General features: G+C 74.1%; 11 protein-coding genes. 2 read left to right on the top strand and 9 right to left on the bottom strand.

Features of this window, described 5'->3' with window-relative positions:
• Positions 1 to 91: 91 nt before the first annotated feature.
• Both EAO71_RS31100 and EAO71_RS31095 read right to left on the bottom strand, forming a co-directional pair.
• Positions 92 to 466, bottom strand: a complete 375-nt coding sequence (locus EAO71_RS31100; RefSeq protein WP_147981117.1) for a hypothetical protein — start codon at positions 464 to 466, stop codon at positions 92 to 94.
• Positions 467 to 636: 170 nt separating this feature from the next.
• Positions 637 to 2,811, bottom strand: coding sequence for an ATP-dependent DNA helicase UvrD2 (locus tag EAO71_RS31095; protein WP_187282889.1), 2,175 nt, complete (start codon positions 2,809 to 2,811; stop codon positions 637 to 639).
• Between the two features lie 145 nt (positions 2,812 to 2,956).
• Between EAO71_RS31095 and EAO71_RS31090 the strand changes: the two genes are divergently transcribed.
• Positions 2,957 to 3,199, top strand: a complete 243-nt coding sequence (locus tag EAO71_RS31090) for a mycoredoxin (protein ID WP_147981115.1) — start codon at positions 2,957 to 2,959, stop codon at positions 3,197 to 3,199.
• 123 nt (positions 3,200 to 3,322) lie between these two features.
• On the opposite strand, the gene nudC is transcribed toward EAO71_RS31090, so the two are convergent.
• The 6 genes from nudC to EAO71_RS31060 all read right to left on the bottom strand — a co-directional run bounded on the left by nudC (position 3,323) and on the right by EAO71_RS31060 (position 14,464).
• Positions 3,323 to 4,270, bottom strand: coding sequence for an NAD(+) diphosphatase (gene nudC, locus EAO71_RS31085; protein WP_147981114.1), 948 nt, complete (start codon positions 4,268 to 4,270; stop codon positions 3,323 to 3,325).
• Between the two features lie 41 nt (positions 4,271 to 4,311).
• Positions 4,312 to 5,751 carry a dipeptidase gene (locus tag EAO71_RS31080; protein ID WP_147981113.1) on the bottom strand — a complete coding sequence of 480 codons (1,440 nt, stop codon included), beginning with the start codon at positions 5,749 to 5,751 and terminating at the stop codon, positions 4,312 to 4,314.
• An 87-nt stretch (positions 5,752 to 5,838) separates the two neighbouring features.
• Positions 5,839 to 9,387 (bottom strand): ATP-dependent DNA helicase, encoded by a 3,549-nt coding sequence (locus EAO71_RS31075; RefSeq protein ID WP_147981112.1) that lies wholly within the window; start codon positions 9,385 to 9,387, stop codon positions 5,839 to 5,841.
• 108 nt (positions 9,388 to 9,495) lie between these two features.
• Positions 9,496 to 10,341, bottom strand: coding sequence for a hypothetical protein (locus tag EAO71_RS31070; protein ID WP_147981111.1), 846 nt, complete (start codon positions 10,339 to 10,341; stop codon positions 9,496 to 9,498).
• A gap of 145 nt (positions 10,342 to 10,486) precedes the next feature.
• Positions 10,487 to 13,960, bottom strand: a complete 3,474-nt coding sequence (locus EAO71_RS31065; RefSeq protein WP_147981110.1) for an ATP-dependent helicase — start codon at positions 13,958 to 13,960, stop codon at positions 10,487 to 10,489.
• A gap of 156 nt (positions 13,961 to 14,116) precedes the next feature.
• Entirely contained in the window at positions 14,117 to 14,464 is a 348-nt protein-coding gene (locus tag EAO71_RS31060) for an MGMT family protein (RefSeq protein ID WP_147981109.1), read from the bottom strand.
• 174 nt (positions 14,465 to 14,638) lie between these two features.
• On the opposite strand from EAO71_RS31060, the gene EAO71_RS31055 reads away from it, so the two are divergent.
• Positions 14,639 to 17,290 carry a lysylphosphatidylglycerol synthase domain-containing protein gene (locus EAO71_RS31055; RefSeq protein WP_399758268.1) on the top strand — a complete coding sequence of 884 codons (2,652 nt, stop codon included), beginning with the start codon at positions 14,639 to 14,641 and terminating at the stop codon, positions 17,288 to 17,290.
• A gap of 143 nt (positions 17,291 to 17,433) precedes the next feature.
• Here EAO71_RS31055 and EAO71_RS38305 read toward each other — a convergent pair.
• Positions 17,434 to 17,733, bottom strand: a 300-nt coding sequence (locus EAO71_RS38305; RefSeq protein ID WP_222723605.1) for a hypothetical protein, incomplete at its 5' end; no start/stop codon positions are given.

The raw sequence follows: 17,733 nt of genomic DNA, 5'->3' as shown, positions 1-17,733 counted from the left end.
TCGGTCCGTCATCCCCGTTCGGGGACAAACAGAAGGGCCGCGGATCCCGGGTGGGGTTCCGCGGCCCTGAAGGCGCCGGCCTGATCGAAGATCAGACTGGATCACTCCAGGGTTCGAGCCCACGGATGGCCCACATCGTGTAGTGCTTCGTCGTCTGCTGCTCGGTTCCGGCACCGGTCGCCGCAAAGGCATGGGCCGAGGCCTTGCCTGCTGCTACTCCTGCTTCCAGTGCCTTGGTCGGTCGCTCATCGCGCTCCATGACGGGAAGACCCGTCAGAACGGCCGCCGGACGCAGGGACGCGTAGCCGGGCATGGCGGTACCGGAGATACCGGTGCCGACAAGACCGCTGCCGATGAACGCCGAGGCGGAGACGCCGAGCGAGCAGGCGGAGACGACCGAGCGATCGGTCATTTTGTTGATGCCGACGAAGCGGATGCTGCTGTTGCTGTCGGTGTAGCTGATCACTGGAATCGCCTCCTCTCGGCGTCTCGGAGGGCTCGGCTGTGAACCGGGCCCTCATGTATTCGGATAAGTACAGCACGAAGACAGGGCTTCGAAGAAGCCGCCGTGTCCGTGGTTAAGAACCTATGGGGCTTGACGGGGCGGGCGCAAACTATTTTTCCGACGAGTTTTCCTCAGGTGGTCTCGTCCTCTCCTCCAGGCTCCTCGCCTGCGCAGATGGCCAGGACATCGGCCCCGAACCGGTCCAGCTTGCGCGCGCCGACGCCGGAGATCCCGGCGAGCTCGCCGTCGGTCGACGGCACGCACTCGGCGATCGCCATCAGCGTCTTGTCGGTGAAGACGCAGTAGGCCGGCTGCCCCAGCTCCTTCGCCTGGTCCGAGCGCCACTCGCGCAGCCGCTCGTACAGCGCCTCGTCCATGTCCGAGGGGCAGTCCTCGCAGCGCATCAGCTTCATCTCGCCGGCCTCGGTGAGCGTGGAGCCGCAGACCCGGCAGAGCACGGGACCTCGGCGCTTGCGCCGGCCGCCGGCGCCGCGCTCGACGGAGCCGCCTCCCCCGGCACCCGCGGCGCCCAGGGCGCCGGAGCCGGGTCGAAGCCCCTTGAGGAAGCGGGTCGGGCGCCGGGAGGCACGGCCGCCCGGCGAGCGGGAGAGCGCCCACGACAGCGAGAGGTGGAGCCGGGCCCGGGTCACCCCGACGTAGAGCAGCCGGCGCTCCTCCTCGACCTGCTCGTCGGTCTTGGCGTAGGTGATCGGCATCATGCCCTCGGTGAGACCGACCAGGAAGACGGCGTCCCACTCCAGACCCTTGGCGGCGTGCAGGGAGGCCAGCGTCACGCCCTGGACGGTGGGCGCGTGCTGGGCCGCGGCCCGCTCGTCCAGTTCGGCGACGAGGTCGGAGAGGGTGGCCCCCGGCTTGGCGCGGGCGAAGTCCTGCGCGAGACGGACCAGCGCGGCGAGCGACTCCCAGCGGTCGCGGACGGCGCCGGAGCCGGCGGGCGGCTCGGTGGTCCAGCCCTTCGTGGAGAGCACGGCGCGGACCTGTGCGGGCAGGTCCTCGGCGTCGTCGAGCAGCGGGTCGTTGCCGCCGGCGCGGGCCGCGCCGCGCAGGGCGACCCCGGCCTCGCGCACCTCCTGGCGCTCGAAGAAGCGTTCGGCGCCGCGGAGCTGGTAGGGCACCCCGGCGTCCGAGAGGGCCTGCTCGTAGACCTCGGACTGGGCGTTCACGCGGTAGAGCACGGCGATCTCGCCGGCCGGGACGCCGGCGGCGATCAGATCACGGATGCGGCGGGCGGTGCCCTCGGCCTCGGCGGGCTCGTCGGCGTACTCGGTGTAGGCCGGGTCGGGGCCGGGGTCGCGCTGGGAGATCAGCTCGAGACGGTGCTCGGCGGCCCGGCCGCGGGCCTGGCTGAGCAGCCCGTTCGCGAGGTGGACGACCTGGGGCGTGGAACGGTAGTCCCGCACCAGCTTCACGACCGTGGCGTTCGGGTGCCGGGTGCGGAAGTTCAGCAGGTGGTCCGGGGTGGCTCCGGTGAAGGAGTAGATCGTCTGGCTGGCGTCGCCGACGACGCAGAGGTTGTCCCGGTCGCCGAGCCAGAGGTCGAGCATCCGCTGCTGGAGCGGGGAGACGTCCTGGTACTCGTCCACCACGAAGTGCTGGTACTGCCGGCGGATCTGGTCGGCGATGTCGTGGCGGTCCTGCAGGATGCCGACCGTGAGAAGCAGCACATCCTCGAAGTCGATCACCGAGCGGTCCCGCTTGAGCTGCTCGTACATCGCGTAGATCTGGCTGATCTCCGCGGGGTCGCGAGGGGCGTCGCGGACGGACTTGGCGACGCTCGCGGGGTAGTCGGCGGGAACGGTCTGGGTGACCTTGGCCCACTCGATCTCGCTGGTGACGTCCCGAAGCTCGTTGCGGTCGAGCCGGATGCGGCAGCGCGCGGCGGCCTCGGCCACGAGCTGGATCTTGCGCTCCAGGAGCCGGGGAAGATCGCCACCGACGACTTTCGGCCAGAAGTACTGGAGCTGACGCAGGGCCGCGGAGTGGAAGGTCCGGGCCTGGACGCCGCCCGCGCCGAGCTCCCGCAGCCGCCCTCGCATCTCGCCGGCGGCACGGTTGGTGAAGGTGACGGCCAGCACGCTGGCGGGCTGGAGGATCCCGGCCCGCACTCCGTAGGCGATGCGGTGCGTGATGGCCCGCGTCTTGCCCGTGCCGGCTCCCGCCAGCACGCACACCGGGCCGTGCAGGGCGAGCGCCACCTCACGCTGCTCGGGGTCGAGCCCGTCGAGCACCGCGTCGGCCGAGTCGGGGWCCTGCGGGAAGAGAGTGGAGTGCGTTGCTGCTGTCACCCCGCCATGCTGCCAGGTTCCGGGGGGTGGATGCGGCGGCTTGTCCACAGGCCCCGGTCTCCGGTCGTACGAATGCGGGAATGGCGGGGCCGGGGCGTACGTTCACTCCTTCGGCACCCACCAGCGAACAGAGGAGCGCCAGGCCATGCAGGGCACTGTGACGATGTACAGCACCACGTGGTGCGGCTACTGCCGTCGGCTGAAGAGCCAGATGGACCGCGAGGGCATCGCGTACACGGAGATCAACATCGAGCAGGACCCCGACTCCGCCGCGTTCGTCGAGAAGGCCAACGGGGGCAACCAGACCGTGCCGACCGTGCTCTTCGCCGACGGCACGACGCTGACGAACCCCTCGCTCGCCCAGGTCAAGCAGAAGGTCGGCGTCTGAGCGCACGCCTCTGAGCAGCTGTGGCGCCTCTGAGCAGCTGTGGCGCCTCTGAGCGGCGCGTACGGGAAGAGCCCCTGTCCGGTGGTCCGGACAGGGGCTCTTTTCGGCCGGCGGGCGAGGTCGTCAGACGACGTCGCCCGGCTTGGGCAGCGGCCGGCCGTACCAGAGCTCGATCAGCCGGGAGGCGATCGAGATGCCGTACGGCGGCAGCACCTCGCCCGACTCGAAGGCGGCGGCCAGCTCCTCGCGGGAGAACCAGCGGGCCTCGTGGATCTCCTCGCCGTCCACGTGGATCTCCGAGGAGGTGGCGCGGGCCATGAAACCGAGCATCAGGCTGGACGGGAAGGGCCAGGGCTGGCTGGCCACGTACTCGACCTCGCCGACCGTGACGCCCGCCTCCTCGAAGACCTCGCGTGCCACCGACTGCTCGATCGACTCGCCGGGCTCGACGAAGCCCGCGAGGGTGGAGAAGCGGCCCTCGGGCCAGTGCACCTGGCGGCCGAGGAGGGCGCGGTCCTGCTCGTCGGTGACGAGCATGATCACGGCGGGGTCGGTGCGCGGGTAGTGCTCGGCGCCGCAGGCCTGGCAGCGGCGGATGTGGCCGGCGGCGGCGATGACGGTGCGCTCGCCGCAGCGGGAGCAGAAGCGGTGGAGCCGCTGCCAGTTCTCCAGCGCGACGGCGTGCACCATGAGCCCGGCGTCGCGGGGCGACAGCAGGAGCCCGGCCTCGCGCAGCCCGGCCGGGCGGGCCGACTGGTCCATGCGGCCGGGCAGCGCGTCCTTCTGCAGGGCGAAGTAGGAGACGCCTTCGGCGTCGGTGCCCAGGAAGTAGCGGTGGGTCTCGGTGACCGGGGCCTCGAAGGCCGGGGTCATGACGAGTTCGGTCCGGCCGTCGGGGGTGTCGTCGATCAGCACCTGTCCGCCGGAGACCACGAAGACGCGCGTGGTGGGGTGGCTCCAGGCCGCCGCCAGCCATGCCTCGTCGAGGCGGTGGTGGGCCGCGCGGTCGATGCCGCTCGGGGCGGTGAGCCCGATCGGCCGGTCCGCGGTCTCGTCGTTCTTGGTGCTCACAGGTGCTTCCAACTCCCCCGGTTCGGTGATGGGTGCGGCGTTCAGCGCTGCGGGACGGCCGCCGCCAGGGCGGCGGGCAGGTCGCCCCACAGGTGCGCGGTGGTCTCGACGCCCTTCATGAGCAGGTCGAGCTCGACCTTCTCGTTCGGGGCGTGCCAGCCGTCGGACGGCACCGAGATGCCGAGGAACAGGACCGGGGCGTCCAGGACGTCCTGGAGGTCCGCGGCGGGGCCCGACCCGCCCTCGCGGGTGTACCGGACCGTGGCGCCGTCGAAGGCGGTGCTCATGGCCCGGGCGACCGACCGCAGCGCCGGGTGGTCGAGCGGGGTCAGGCAGGGCCGGGTCGGGGCTCCGAAGGCGATCTCGTACCGGATGCCCGCGGGGACCAGGGCGCCGAGCCAGTCGCGGACCGCGAGCTCGATCTTCTCCGGATCCTGTCCGGCGACCAGCCGGAAGGACAGCTTGAGCTGGGCGGAGGCGGGGACGATCGTCTTGCCGCCGGGGCCCTGGTAGCCGCCGCCGATGCCGTTGACCTCGGCCGTGGGCCGGGCCCAGACGCGCTCCAGGGTGGAGTAGCCCGCCTCGCCGAGGGTGCCGTGGGACTTCGCGGTGCGCAGCCAGGCGGCCTCGTCGAACGGCAGCTCGGCGACGAGGGCCCGCTCGGTCTCGGACAGCTCGGTGACGCCGTCGTAGAAGCCCGGGATGGCGACGTGCTCGTCCTCGTCGTGCAGGGCCGCGACGATCCGGCCGGCGACGGTGGCCGGGTTGGGCACGGCTCCGCCGAAGGATCCCGAGTGGATGTCCTGGTCGGGCCCGTACAGCTCGATCTCGCAGTCCGCGACGCCGCGCATGCCGGTGCAGACGGTCGGGGTGTCCTCGGACCACATGCCGGTGTCGGAGACGATCACGGCGTCGGCGGCGAGCCGGTCGGCGTGGGCCTCGACGAGCGCGCGGAAGTGCGGGGAGCCGGACTCCTCCTCGCCCTCGACGATCAGCTTGAGGTTGACGGCGGGGGCGGTGCGGCCGGTCGCGGCGAGGTGGGCGCGGACGCCGAGGGTGTGGAAGAACACCTGGCCCTTGTCGTCGGCGGCACCCCGCGCGTACATCCGGCCGTCGGTGACGTGCGGCTCGAACGGGTCGGTGTGCCAGCCGTCCTCGCGGGCGGCGGGCTGGACGTCGTGGTGGCCGTAGACCAGGACGGTCGGGGCGTCGGCGTCCCCGGAGGGCCATTCGGCGAAGACGGCGGGCAGGCCGTCGGTCTCCCAGACCTCGACCGTCTCGAATCCGGTCGCGGTGAGTGCGGCGGCGAGCCACTCGGCGCTGCGCCGCACGTCCCCGGCGTGGTCGGGCTGCGCCGACACGGACGGGATGCGCAGCCACGCGGCGAGGTCGTCGAGGAAGGCGGCGCGGTGCTGCTCGATGTACGTGCGGACCGCCTGCACGCGGGCGGTCTGGACGGCGCTGTCCGGGGTGTCGCTCATGCTCCTGAGCCTATCCGGCCTCGGACGGGGCTCCGTCCGGGGCCGGCCCGTCCCGGGCTCCGGGGGTGTCCTGTCGGGCAGACCGGGTCAGCGGGCGTCGTCCGGGGGCTCCTCGGGCGCCGTTCCGAGGAGGATCTCCTCCAGCTCGGCGCGGTCCGGGAGACGGGCCGGGCGTACGACGTCCCCGGTCCGTACGTAGACGAAACAGGCGGCGACCTCGTCGGCGGACAGGCCGTGCTGCTCGGCCCAGGCGAGGCGGTAGAGGGCGAGCTGGAGCGGGTCGGCGGTGCGCAGGTGACTGGTCTTCCAGTCGACGATCTCGTACGCGCCGGTCTCCGGGTCCCGGTAGACCGCGTCGATCCGGCCGCGGACGACACGGCCGGCGAGGGACAGGTGGACGGGGACCTCGACGCGGTACGGGGTGCGGTGGGCGTAGGGGGTGAGCGCGAACGCGTCCTTGAGGGCGTCGAGGTCGCGCTCGTCGGCGATCTCGGGTTCGCCGGCGAAGTCCTCGCCGCCGGGGAGCTCGTCGGGGCCCAGCATGGGCAGCGGCAGCTCCTCGAAGCGGGACTCGACCCAGGCGTGGAACCGGGTGCCGCGCCGGGCGGCGGGCTGCGGCGGACGGGGCATGGGCCGGGCCAGGTCCTGGGCGAAGCCGTCGGGGTCGGCCGCGAGGCGCAGGACCTGGGAGGCCGAGAGGTAGGCGGGCAGGACGACGTCGCGGGTGGTGGCGCGGGCCCGGCGGAGTTCGGTGGTGAGGGAGCCCAGGTCGCGGTCCCAGGACGCGAGGGTGCGGGCCTCCTCGGGGGTCAGGCCGCGGGTCTCCTCCGCCTCGGTGCCGTGGGGGTCGCGCGCCGGGTCCCGGGGCGCCGGCACCCGGCTCCCGTGTCGGCCGGGGTCGCCGGACGGCGGTCCGGCGGAGGCGTCGGCCGGTGCGGCCGCCGCGGGGCCCTCACCCGACTCGACCGCGGTGTCGGGCCACGCCCCGTCCGGCCACGCCTCCTCGTCGCTCCACGGCTCCTCGCCCGGCCAGGGCTCGTCCTGCGGCCAGGGCTCCTCCTCGGGCCAGGGAGCGTCGTCGACGGCGTCGGCCGCGGCGGGGAAGGTCCCGGCGGCACCGGTGTCCGGCTCGTCCGTGAGCGACGCGTCCGCCCGCAGGGCCGCCAGGACCTGCTCCGCGGCCCTGCGGCGGAGCCGCATGCCGTCGGGGTCCAGCGGGAGCGGCCACGCCTCGTCGGGGCGGCGCCCGCTGAGGGCGGGGTTCTCGGCGTCCTTCTCCGGTTCGTCCGCCCATGCCTCGATCTCGCCGAAGCCGGCCGCGCAGTGGTCGTACAGCGCCCCGAGGAACGCGGAGGGTCCGCGGGGCTTCTTCTGCGCCGGGCCCCACCAGTGGGCGGAGCCGAGCAGCAGGGAGCGGGGGCGGGTGAAGGTCACGTACCCGAGGCGGAGCTCCTCGGTGTGCTGGTGCTCCCGCATGGCGTCCTTGAACGACGCGAGGGCCTTGGCGTCCCAGCCGTCGACCGCCGGCAGCGTCGGGGCGTCGCCGCGCAGTGCGTGCGGCAGCACCTGTGGCTGCGAGGTCCACGCCTCGCGGGCCCGGGTGCTGGGGAACTGGGAGGCGACCAGGCCCGGTACCGCGACCACGTCCCACTCCAGGCCCTTGGACTTGTGCGCGGTCAGGACCTTGACCGTGTTCTCGCCGCCCGGGAGGGCGTTGTCGAGGCCCTTCTCGTACTGCGCGGCGGTGCGCAGGAAGCCGAGGAACGCCAGCAGGGTCGCCTCGCCGTCCAGGGACGCGAAACCGGCCGCGATGTCGAGGAAGTGGGACAGCGTCTCGCGGCGGCGGGCGGCCAGGGCGTGCGGCGAGGCGGAGAGCTCGACCTCCAGGCCGGTGGCCGCGAGCACCCGGTGCAGGACGTCCATCAGCGGGTCGGCCAGCGAGGAACGCAGCGCGCGCAGTTCCGTGGCCAGGCGGGCGAAGCGGACCCGGGCGTCGGCGGAGAACGGCAGGCCGTCGTCCTCCCCGCCGGAGTCCAGGAAGGTGTCGAGCGCGTCGGCGAGCGAGACGACCTCGGCCGGATCGACGCCCTCGACCGCCGCCGCGAGCCGCTCGTCGGCGTCCGCCCCGTCGATGCCCCGCTCGCGGTGCACGAGGAGGCGGGCGCGGCGGCCGAGGAGGGCCAGGTCGCGGGGGCCGATGCGCCAGCGGGGGCCGGTCAGGAGCCGTACCAGGGAGGCGTTGGCGCCGGGGTCCTGGAGGACCTCGGAGACGGCGACCAGGTCGGCCACCTCGGGCAGGTGCAGGAGTCCGGAGAGCCCGACGACCTCGACCGGCACGTCCCGGGCGACGAGGGCGGCCTGGATCGCCGGGAAGTCGGTGGCCGTACGGCACAGCACGGCGATCTCGCCGGGCTCCTTGCCGGTGCGGACGAGGTGGGCGAGGGAGTCGGCGAGCCAGTCGATCTCCTCGGCGTGGGTGGGGAGCAGGGCGATGCGGACCGTGCCGTCGCGCTCCGCGCCCGGCGCGGGGCGCAGGGCCTCCACCCCCTCGTGCATGGCCCGCAGGGGCGCGGCGAGCCCGTTGGCGAGGTCGAGAAGCCGGCCGCCGCTGCGCCGGTTCTCCGAGAGGGCGTACCGGGTGGCGGGGCTGCCGTCCCGGTACGGGAAGTGGTCGGGGAAGTCGTCGAGGTTGGCGACGGAGGCGCCCCGCCAGCCGTAGATCGCCTGGCAGGGGTCGCCGACCGCGGTCACGGCGTGGCCGGTGCCCTGGCCGAACAGGCCGGAGAGCAGCAGCCGCTGGGCGACCGAGGTGTCCTGGTACTCGTCGAGGAGCACGACCCGGAACTCGTCCCGCAGGATCGCGCCGACCTCGGGCCGGGTGGTGGCGAGCTCGGCGGACAGGGCGATCTGGTCGCCGAAGTCGAGGAGGTCGCGGGTGCGTTTGGCCGCGCGGTAGCGGACGACGAGGTCGAGCAGCTCGCGGCGCCCGGAGGCGGTCTCGGGCACCTTGCGCAGGTCGGCGTTGGTGAGTTTGGCGCCGGCCAGCACGGCGAGCAGCTCGGTGTCGTGGGCCGCCAGGTCGGCGGGGCGGACGAGGTGCTCGGCGAGTTCGGCGTCGAGCGCCAGCAGGTCGCTGACGAGGTTCGGGAAGGACCGGGTCAGCGCGGGGTACGGGCCGGGCGCCTCGCGCAGGACGCGTGCGGCGAGCTGGTAGCGGGTGGCGTCGGCCAGCAGGCGTGAGGTGGGCTCCAGACCGATGCGCAGGCCGTGGTCGGTCAGCAGCTGCCCGGCGAAGGCGTGGTACGTGGAGATGCGGGGCTCGCCCGGCGGGTTGTCGGGGTCGATGACGTCCGGGTCGGTGACACCGGCCCGGACGAGCGCGGTGCGGACGCGTTCCGCGAGCTCGCCCGCGGCCTTGTTGGTGAAGGTCAGGCCGAGGACCTGCTCGGGGGCGACCTGGCCGGTGCCGACCAGCCAGACCACCCGGGCGGCCATCACCGTCGTCTTGCCGGAGCCGGCTCCGGCCACGATGACCTGCGGGGCGGGCGGCGCGATGATGCAGGCCGTCTGCTCCGGGGTGAACGGGATGCCGAGGAGCTCCTTGAGCTGCTCGGGGTCGGTGATGCGTGCGGTCACCCCAAAGAGGCTAACGGGGACCACCGACAGCTCCGACCGCCCGACGGCGGAGCGGCGCCGCCCGTCGCGCGTCCGCCGCCGGGAAACCGGCGGTCGCGCCCCGCGTGGTCAGACGCTCGTACCGGGGTCCAGCTTGGTGAGGTCGACCGTCTCGTCCTCCGGGGGCACCACGACCTTCACGGGCTTGTCGTAGGCGGACAGGACCATCGTCCCGGGCTCCTCTCCGCCGGTCTTGACGATCTTGAGGATGCGGGGCTTGCCCTCCTGCGAGACGGACACCGTGGTCGTCCCGCCCGTGGGCTCCTGCTTCACGAGGGTGGCGACGGGTGTGCCGGCCACCTCGGCGTCCGGCCCCCGGGTCAGCCCGCGGCGGTCGGCCTCGTCCTTGTCCAGGTCCGCGAGCAGGGCCTTGAGGTCGCAGACGCCGCCCAGGTCGCCGCTGCCCGCCTGCCCGGGGGTGATCTTCAGCCAGCGGCCCTTGAGGAGCTCGATGGTGGCGTCGATCTGGGGCTCGGGGAGCCCCTGGGAGGTCATGGAGGCACGCCAGAACTTCTCGTCCCCCTTCATGTACGTGACGCCGTCGATCTGCCGGAGCTCGGCGCCGCCGCCGCCGATCCGGAGCTTGCCGGTGCACTGCTTGTGGTCGTTGACGGCGAAGTCGACGTCCAGCGGCTGCCCGTCGGTCACGACGCGTCCGGTCATCCGCAGCGAGGTCGCGGACTGGGTGGCGGTGACGGCCCGGTCGGCGATCTGGTCGGCGGTCAGGCCCCGGAAGGGATCGGGCGAGGGGCTGGGGGCGAGATCCGCGAACCCCACGGCGGGGGCGGCGGCCGGCGCGAAGGCGGGCGCCGGACCGGCCGGGGAGGCCGCCGCGGCCCAGCCCGCCGGGCCCGCGCCGGCCAGTACGGCCGTGCAGAGCGCCGTCGCGATCCGGAGCTTTCGATGGGTGGCCATGCGGGCCTCCTCGCGCCTGCCCCCGACCACCAGGGTGACCCCGGGCGGGTGCTCCCGCGACCGCACGGACCGGCCTCCCGGGTTCGCACGGGCCCGCCGGGCGCGCCCCGGAGACCGGCGACTCACCGGCTGCGGCGACGCCAGGTCACTCCACGATGTGGCGGCCCTCCGGCTGCGCGCTGCACGAGGCCCGGAAGGTGCACTGGGCGCAGTGCTGGCCGGTGCTGGGGGTGAAGCGCTCGTCCAGGACCCGGCCCGCCGCGGTGGCCAGCAGGTCGCCGACCCACTCCCCCGCGAGCGGCTCCTGCGCCTGGACCTTGGGGAGCGCCTCCCCGCCTTCCTTCTTGGGCGCGGGCTGGCGCAGCTGGACGAGCTCGGCGCCTCCCGGCTCGGGGCGGTGGCCGTCGAAGGCCTCGTCCAGGGCGCCCTCGCGCACCGCCAGCTGGTAGACCGCCAGCTGGGGATGGTGGGCCACCTCGTCCCTGGTGGGCGCGGACTTGCCGGTCTTGAAGTCGACGACGTAGGCGCGGCCGTGCTCGTCGGCCTCGACGCGGTCCATGGAGCCGCGGATGCGGACCTCGTACGCGCCGGCTTCGAGGGTCACGTCGAAGTCGTGCTCGGTCGCGGCGGGCGTCCGCCCGCCGCGGTCCGTGACGTGCCAGCGCAGGAAGCGTTCGAGCGCCACGCGCGCGTGCTCCTTCTCCTGCGAGGACTTCCAGGGGGCGTCGAAGGCGAGGGCGTCCCAGACGGAGTCCAGGCGGGCCATGAGCACGTCGAGGTCGGCCGGGGTCCGGCCGGAGGCGACCTCGTCGGCCAGCACGTGGACGACGTTGCCGAAGCCCTGGGCGGCGGTGGCGGGGGTGTCGGCCTTGACCTCGCGGCCCAGGAACCACTGCAGGGCGCAGGTGTTGGCGAGCTGGTCGAGGGCCGAGCCGGAGAGGGCGACGGGGCGGTCGCGGTCGCGGAGGGGCACCTTGCTGTGGGTGGGCTCGTACAGACCCCACCAGCGGTCCGGGTGGGCGGCGGGGACGAGCGGCTGGCCCTCGTCGTCGGTGAGCGCGGCGAGCCGGGCGAGGCGCCGGGCGGCGGCCTCGCGCAGCGCGTCCGAGGCCGCCGGGTCGACGGTGGTCGCCCGGAGTTCGGCGACGAGCGCGGCCACGGCGAGGGGACGGCGGGGACGGCCGGTGACGTCCCTGGGCTCGGCGCCGAGTTCGGTCAGGAAGCGGGAGGGCTGGTCGCCGTCGTCGGCCGGGGCCTTGACGGCGGTGACGACGAGGCGGTCGCGGGCGCGGGTGGCGGCGACGTAGAAGAGGCGGCGCTCCTCGGCGAGGAGGGCGCCGGGGGTGAGGGGTTCGGCGAGGCCGTCGCGGCCGATGCGGTCGGCTTCGAGGAGCGAACCGCGCCGGCGCAGGTCGGGCCACAGGCCCTCCTGGACACCGCAGACCACGACCAGGCTCCATTCGAGGCCCTTGGATCGGTGGGCGGTCATGAGGCGGACGGCGTCGGGGGCGGCCTGGCGCTTGGAGAGGGTGTCGGCGGCGATGTCCTGGGCGTCGAGCTCCTCGAGGAAGTTGAGGACGCCCCGGCCGCCGACCCGGTCCTCGGCGCGGGCGGCGCTCTCGAAGAGGGCGCAGACCGCGTCGAGGTCACGGTCCGCGTTGCGGCCGGCGGCGCCGCCGCGCAGGGCCGCGCGCTCCAGGCGGCCGGGCCAGGGGGTGCCGTCCCAGAGCAGCCAGAGCGCTTCCTCGGCGGTGCCGCCGGCGGCGAGCCGGGCGCGGGTGCGGCGGAGCAGCTCGCCGAGCCGGCGGGCGCCGCGGGCGAAGGACTGGTCGTGGGCGACGAGCCGCTCGGGCTCGGCGAGGGCCCGGGTGAGCAGGACGTCGGAGGCGGGCGGCACCTTGTTCCCGCCGGCCCGCTCCTCGTCCCGCAGGGCGCGCCCGAGGCGGCGCAGGTCGGCGGGGTCCATCCCGGCGAGGGGCGAGGCGAGCAGGGCGAGGGCGGTCTCGGTGTCGAGCCAGCCGGCGGACCCCTCGGCGTCGTCCGCGGGCACGCCGGCCGACGTGCCCGGCTCCACCGAGCCCTCCGCACCGACCGTGCGGCCCGCGCCCTCCGCGCTGTCCACGCCGCCCGCACCGCCCGCGCCGCCCGCGCCGCCCGCGTCGTACGTACCGCCCGCGCCCTCCGCGCTGTCCACGCCGCCCGCACCGTCCGTGCCGTCCGCGCCGTCCGCCGGCTCCCCCGCCCCCGGCTCCCTGTCGTCGGACGGCGTCGCCGCCGCCCGCAGGGCCAGCAGGAGCGGCGCCACCGCCGGCTCGTGCCGGAGCGGGGTGTCGGCGGAGTCCGTCTCGAGGGGGACGCCCGCGGAGGTGAGGGCCCGGCGCAGCACCGGGATCGGCGTGCCGGAGCGGACCAGGACGGCCATGGCGTGCCAGGGCACGCCGTCCTCCAGGTGGGCGCGGCGCAGCAGGTCGGCGATGTTGTCGAGTTCGGTGGAGGCCGTGGGGTAGGTGTACGTCTCCACCGAGCCGCCGCCCCGCAGGGGCGCGAGCTCGCGGTGGGCGCGCACCTTGTCGGCGGGCAGGCGCGGCAGCGGCATGCGCTGGGTGAGCCGCCGGGTGGCCTCCAGCAGACCGGCGCCGGAGCGGCGGGAGGCCGTCAGGACCCGGACGTCGGCCGGGCGGCCGTCGCCGTGCGGGAAGGCGTCGGGGAAGTCGAGGATGCCGTTGACGTCCGCGCCCCGGAACGCGTAGATCGACTGGTCGGGGTCGCCGAACGCGACCACCGTGCGTCCGCCGCCGCCGGCGAGCGCGCGCAGCAGGCGTACCTGCGCCGGGTCGGTGTCCTGGTACTCGTCGACGAACACCGCGTCGTACGCGGGCAGCGTCACGCTCTCGGAGAGCAGCACCGCGCGGTGCACCAGCTCCGTGTAGTCGAGCACGCCCTGGAGGTCCAGGACGTCCAGGTACTCGGCCAGGAACCCGGCCGCCGCCTTCCAGTCCGGGCGGCCCACCCGCTGGGCGAAGTCGGCCAGCGCCCGCGGACCGAGGCCGAGCTCGCGCGAGCGGGCCAGCACGGCGCGCACCTCGTCGGCGAAGCCGCGCGTGGTCAGGCAGGCCCGCAGTTCGTCGGGCCACCGGACCCGGCCGAGACCCGAGCGCTCCAGGTCGATCTGGCCGGCGAGGAGCTCCCGGACGGCCAGGTCCTGCTCGGGTCCGGAGAGCAGCCGCAGGGGCTCGGCGAACAGCTCGGCGTCCTGGTGCGCGCGGATCAGGGCGTAGCAGTACGAGTGGAAGGTCGTCGCCTGCGGCGGGCGGACGCCGCCGAGGCGCGCGGCCATCCGGTCGCGCAGTTCCACGGCCGCCTTGCGGCTGAAGGTGAGGACGAGGATCCGCTCGGGGTCCGCCCCCTTCTCGATCCGCGCCGCCACCGCCTCGACCAGCGTCGTCGTCTTGCCGGTGCCAGGGCCGGCCAGGACGAGCAGTGGTCCGCCCGCGTGGTCAACCACTTCCCGTTGCGCTGCGTCCAGCACAGGGGGATCCACCGGAACCGGCGCGGTACGCACCAGTCGGTACGCGCCGGGGCCCCGTCGCGTACGTCGGGTGATGGAGGAGGTGCTCACGTGGATCGCCGGTCCTGGAGGAGTGTGTGGTGCGGGTGCCGGTGCCGGGGCACGGTGTGCGGGACGGACGTCGACGTTACGGGAAGAGGGCGGCGACCGACGCGCACTCCGTCCGGTCGGCGCAGCGCCCGCCCGGTCCTCCCATGGCCGAAGCTGTCAGATGTGAGCTCCGCCATCCCACCGTGCGAGGCGCATGTCGAGCCTCGGCATGTGCCCCTCGGCGCTGCGTCCCGCCTCGCGGAGGGGGGTGTCCTCCTCGCGGTAGTGGCCGAGGGCGCTCAGCTCGTGGCCCGGCAGCAGGGTCCCGTCGGCGCGCACCACGCGCCACCACGGAACCGCCCCGCCGTACAGGGCCATCACCCGGCCGACCTGGCGTGGACCGCCCTCACCCAGCCATTCGGCCACGTCGCCGTAGGTCATCACCCGGCCCGGCGGGATCAGCTCGGCGACCTCCAGGACCCGTTCCGCGTACTCCGGAAGCTCCTCGACGCTCATCCGCCCCATCCTGCCTCACCCCACCGACAACACCCTGATGCCTCCGCGAGGCGCCGCTTCGTGCCACCATCGTCCGGGCGGTGACTGGTGATACGAGATCAAGAGCGACAAGAGCACCAAGACGGACTAGACAGAGAAGACAGGCAAGCGGCGCGAGTGGCACAGGCAGAGACGGACATGGCGATGGGGCACGACGCTCGGCCTCCTGGGGAGGAGGCTGACTCCGGCGTGCCCGGCACACCCGAACCCGAGCGGGTGTCCGGTGACGAGCCGCTGCTCGCCGCCCGCGTCCACCGGCCCTCCGACCTGATGCGGCTCCTGGTAGGCCTCCTCGCGATCGCGGTCGTCATCGGGATCGCCGCCTTCGCCCACGGGACCACCTCCGGCCTGGAGCAGGACATCAACAAGGGCGCCGGCGGCGCCCCCGACGTCTTCGTCAAGATCGCCGGCCTGGTCTCCAGCATCGCCGTGCTGCTCGTACCCGTCGCCTTCGCCATCGAGCGCCTGATCAAACGGGACGGCCTGCGGATCGCCGACGGCGTCCTCGCCGCCGTCCTCGCCCACGGCGTGACCCTCGCCACCGACCTGTGGGTCGCCAAGGCCGCCCCCGGCACCATCCAGGACGCCCTGACCCAGCCGCAGTCCGGGGGCGGGCTCACCGACCCCGTGCACAACTACCTCGCCCCCGTCATCGCCTACATGACGGCCGTCGGCATGGCCCGCAGACCCCGCTGGCGGGTGATCCTGTGGATGGTGCTGCTGCTCGACGCGTTCACGATGCTGGTGGCCGGCTACACCACCGCGTTCTCGATCATCCTGACCGTGCTGATCGGCTGGACCGTCGCGTACGGGACGCTGTACGCGGTCGGCTCCCCCAACGTCCGGCCCACCGGCCAGACCCTCCTCGCCGGTCTGCGCAGGGTGGGCTTCCGCCCGGTCTCCGCCCTGCGGGCGGAAGGCGTGCCGGACTCGGCCGACAGCGGTGACCGCGGACGCCGGTACATCGTCACGCTGGAGGACGGACCACCCCTCGACGTCACCGTCGTCGACCGGGAGCAGCAGGCGCACGGCTTCTTCTACCGCGCGTGGCGCCGGCTCACCCTGCGCGCCATCACCACCCGCCGCTCGATCGTCTCCCTGCGCCAGGCGCTCGAACAGGAGGCACTGCTCGCGTACGCGGCGATCGCCGCCGGCGCCAACGCCCCGAAGCTGATCGCCACCTCCGAGCTCGGCCCGGACGCCGTGATGCTCGTCTACGAGCACCTGGGCGGCCGCACCCTGGACTCGCTGGACGACACGGAGATCACCGACGACCTGGTGCGCAGCGCCTGGCGTCAGGTACGGGCGCTCCAGTCGCGCCGCATCGCGCACCGCAGGCTCGCGGGCGACGCGATCATGGTGGATCGTTCCGGCAACGTGATCCTGACCGATCTGCGCGGCGGCGAGATCGCCGCCGGCGATCTGGTGCTGAGGATGGACATCGCCCAGCTCCTGACCACCCTCGGCCTGCGGGTGGGCGCCGAGCGGGTGGTCGCGGCGGCCGTGGAGATCCTCGGTCCGGACCCGATCGCCGACTGTCTCCCGCTCCTCCAGCCGATCGCGCTGAGCCGCTCGACCCGGGCGACGCTGCGCAGGCAGGCACGCGAGCGCTCGCAGCGGGAGCGCGAGGCCGTCCTCGAAGCCTCGGAGGCCGCGAAGCAGGCCCGGGCCGAGGCCGCCGGCCACCCGACCGACACCAAGGCGGACCGCAAGTCCGACCGGAAGATCGAGAAGGCGGAGAAGCAGGCCGAGAAGCGGGCCCTGGACGAGGCACGCGACGAGGCGCGCGAGGAGGACCTGCTGGCCCAGATCCGCCAGCAGGTCCTGCTGATCCGCCCGCAGGCGCCGGTGGAACCGGTCCGCCTGGAGCGGATCAAGCCGCGCACGCTCGTCAGCCTGATCGCGGGCGCCGTGGCCGCCTACTTCCTGCTCTCGCAGATCGCCCGCACCCCGCTCTCCACGGTCAGCCAGGCCGACTGGCGGTGGGTCGCCGCGGCCGTGCTGTTCTCCGCGCTGAGCTACCTGGCGGCGGCGATGAGCCTGCTCGGCTTCGTGCCGGAGCGCGTCGGCTTCTGGCGGACCGTGGCCGCACAGGTGGCCGGGTCGTTCGTGAAGATCGTCGCCCCGGCGGCGGTCGGCGGCGTCGCGCTGAACACCCGCTTCCTCCAGCGCTCGGGCGTCCGGCCCGGGCTGGCGGTGGCGAGCGTCGGCGCCTCCCAGCTGTTCGGCCTCGGCTCGCACATCCTGCTGCTGCTGCTGTTCGGCTACCTGACGGGTACCGAGAAGTCGCCGTCCTTCACCCCGTCGAGGACGGTCATCGCCGGTCTGCTGACCGTGGCGGTGCTGGTCCTCGTGGTGACCGCGATCCCGTTCATGCGGAAGTTCGTCTCCACCCGGGTGCGCTCGCTGTTCGCCGGCGTGGTGCCGCGCATGCTGGACGTGCTCCAGCGGCCGATGAAGCTGGTCACCGGCATCGGCGGCATGCTCCTGCTGACCGGCGTCTTCGTGCTCTGCCTCGACGCCTCGATCCGCGCGTTCGGGCACGACAGCGAAGGCCTCAGCTACGCGAGCGTGGCCGTCGTCTTCCTCGCGGGCAACGCGCTGGGCTCGGCGGCGCCGACCCCGGGCGGCGTCGGCGCGGTCGAGGGCGCGCTGATCGGCGGCCTCGTCGCGGTCGGCCTCCCGCTGGAGGTGGCCACCCCGGCGGTGCTGCTCTTCCGCCTCCTGACGCTGTGGCTCCCGGTCCTGCCGGGCTGGCTCTGCTTCAACTGGCTGACCAAGCGGGGCGACCTCTAGGTCCTGTCCGTCCGGGGGCCGTACGTGCCCGCGGACACCGCGGCGGGCGTGCCACCCGCGTGGCCCACTCGCCCGCGCGGGGGCCCTGCGCACGGCCCACGATGGCTCTATGCCGATCTCCGCAGCACAGCGCGCCGCCCTGCTCACCGCGACCACCGTGCTGCTCGCCGCCGGATGTTCGGACAGCGGCGACTCGGCCTCCGAACCGGCCCGGCCCTCCGGCTCCGCCGGGCTGGCCGGACTCGCCTCGCAGAAGCTGGAATGGGCGCCCTGCCCGCCGCCAGGTAGCTCAGCGCGGAGAACAGCACGGCCGCGGCGACCCACCGCCAGTCGGCCTGGCTGACCGTGGAGAGCGGGGTGCGGGCGATCTGCGAGAGCAGGAAGTAGGCGGCCACGGCGCCCGCGATCAGGCTGACGAGCGTGCGCGGCTTGATCCGCTCCAG

Source organism: Streptomyces sp. MS191, assembly GCF_008042125.1.
Lineage (GTDB): Bacteria > Actinomycetota > Actinomycetes > Streptomycetales > Streptomycetaceae > Streptomyces.
This window is presented reverse-complemented; position numbering and strand designations above follow the sequence as displayed.

Excerpts from the sequence above, each read along its gene's own strand:
- EAO71_RS31090 (WP_147981115.1), top strand. The coding sequence starts at position 2,957 with ATGCAGGGCACTGTGACGATGTACAGCACCACGTGGTGCGGCTACTGC.
- EAO71_RS31070 (WP_147981111.1), bottom strand. The coding sequence starts at position 10,341 with ATGGCCACCCATCGAAAGCTCCGGATCGCGACGGCGCTCTGCACGGCC.
- EAO71_RS31055 (WP_399758268.1), top strand. The coding sequence starts at position 14,639 with ATGGGGCACGACGCTCGGCCTCCTGGGGAGGAGGCTGACTCCGGCGTG.
- EAO71_RS31060 (WP_147981109.1), bottom strand. The coding sequence starts at position 14,464 with ATGGGGCGGATGAGCGTCGAGGAGCTTCCGGAGTACGCGGAACGGGTC.
- EAO71_RS31080 (WP_147981113.1), bottom strand. The coding sequence starts at position 5,751 with ATGAGCGACACCCCGGACAGCGCCGTCCAGACCGCCCGCGTGCAGGCG.